Origin of the sequence: Dietzia natronolimnaea (genome assembly GCF_002289575.1) — a bacterium.
Lineage (GTDB): Bacteria > Actinomycetota > Actinomycetes > Mycobacteriales > Mycobacteriaceae > Dietzia > Dietzia natronolimnaea_A.
This window is the reverse complement of the sequence record NZ_NTGA01000075.1, coordinates 1-1186: the sequence shown is the minus strand read 5'-3', so window position 1 is coordinate 1186 and position 1186 is coordinate 1. Positions and strand designations below refer to the sequence as shown.

At 66.0% G+C, this 1186-nt stretch carries 2 protein-coding genes and 1 tRNA gene; 1 reads left to right on the top strand and 2 read right to left on the bottom strand.

The window, feature by feature from the left end:
- Window positions 1–231: 231 nt before the first annotated feature.
- Window positions 232–304 (bottom strand) — tRNA-Asn (locus CEY15_RS17630).
- Between the two features lie 95 nt (window positions 305–399).
- On the opposite strand from CEY15_RS17630, the gene CEY15_RS18585 reads away from it, so the two are divergent.
- On the top strand, window positions 400–567 hold the full coding sequence (locus CEY15_RS18585; RefSeq protein WP_176475190.1) for a hypothetical protein: 168 nt from the start codon (window positions 400–402) through the stop codon (window positions 565–567).
- 165 nt (window positions 568–732) lie between these two features.
- On the opposite strand, the gene CEY15_RS17625 is transcribed toward CEY15_RS18585, so the two are convergent.
- Window positions 733–1186 (bottom strand): ATP-binding protein (locus CEY15_RS17625; RefSeq protein WP_176475189.1); only part of this gene is annotated, 454 nt, incomplete at its 5' end.

Sequence of the window (1186 nt, the reverse complement as noted above, 5' to 3'; positions counted from 1 at the left end):
TTCGAGCCATTACTGACCCATGCTCCTAGGGACGGGCGACCAGGAGGGAAGGAGCTACGAGTGCTTCGGCGAGTACTCGGATCTGTGGTCCCGTACCCCGGAGGGGTGGAGGATTTCCTCCAGGCGGTTCCGCCTGGACTTCGACCGAGGTGACTTCCGGACGCTGCAACCAGGGTGACCCCGAAATGCGCACTGGACCGGAGGAATCATTCCTCCGGCCCAGCCTCGACGCTCCCCCATCTGGACTCGAACCAGAAACCCTTCGATTAACAGTCGAATGCTCTGCCAATTGAGCTATGGGGGATTGTTTCAGGTACCCGACGCAGTGGCCGGACACCGAGAACTCACCTTAGTGCGAGTGCGGCCGCCGAGCCAAATCGCCAGTTCAACGGCCTGCCCGTGGGTCAGCCGGCGGATCCCGACTCCCCACAGATCGAGCCGGACGATCCGGACGACCCCGAGGACGAGGAGGACCCCGAGGACCCCGGCGAGGCCGAACCTGCGGAACCGGACGCTCCAACACTCGCAGACCACGCGGTGAGCGAGCCCGCGCTGAATGACCCGTGACCCAGAGAACCCCCGACATCACCGTCGCACAGGACCCGGACCGAACCCGGGCTCAGCTGGCAACTAGGCGTACTTGGTACGCCTGGTCCGGTGATCCGGTACCGCGGTTCTGGCGACCCGGTACCGGCCCGTGGGTGAGGCGGGCCGGAACCGTGGCCGTGTCGGTTACTCCCAGTAGCCGGTAGTCGCGCGGGCTTGGTCGTCGCGTTGGCGGCGCATGTCGACTTCGCCGAGGTTGATCTCGCGGGCGTTGTTGGCCAGCCGGTTGACGATGGAGTCAGCGGCGACCCGGTCGGGCAGGGCTTCGAGCCAGTACGCCGGCCGGGACTGTGAAGCGATCATCGTCGGCAACCTGTGCTCCCGGTTGGCCAGGACGGCGAACAAATCGTTGGCGGCCTCGGGATCGATGCCCACGGTGAGGAAGTCGTCGATGATCAGCAGCTCCACGTCCGAGAGGTCATTGAGCATTTTCTGGTGGCGGATCCCGTCGCCGCGGGCGATGACCAGCCGCCGGGCGAGTTCGTCCATGCGGGCGTAGGTGACGGTGTGCCCGTTCTGGCAGGCGGCGATGCCGATCGCGCAGGCCAGGTAGGTTTTCCCGCCGCCGGTCGGTGAGAGG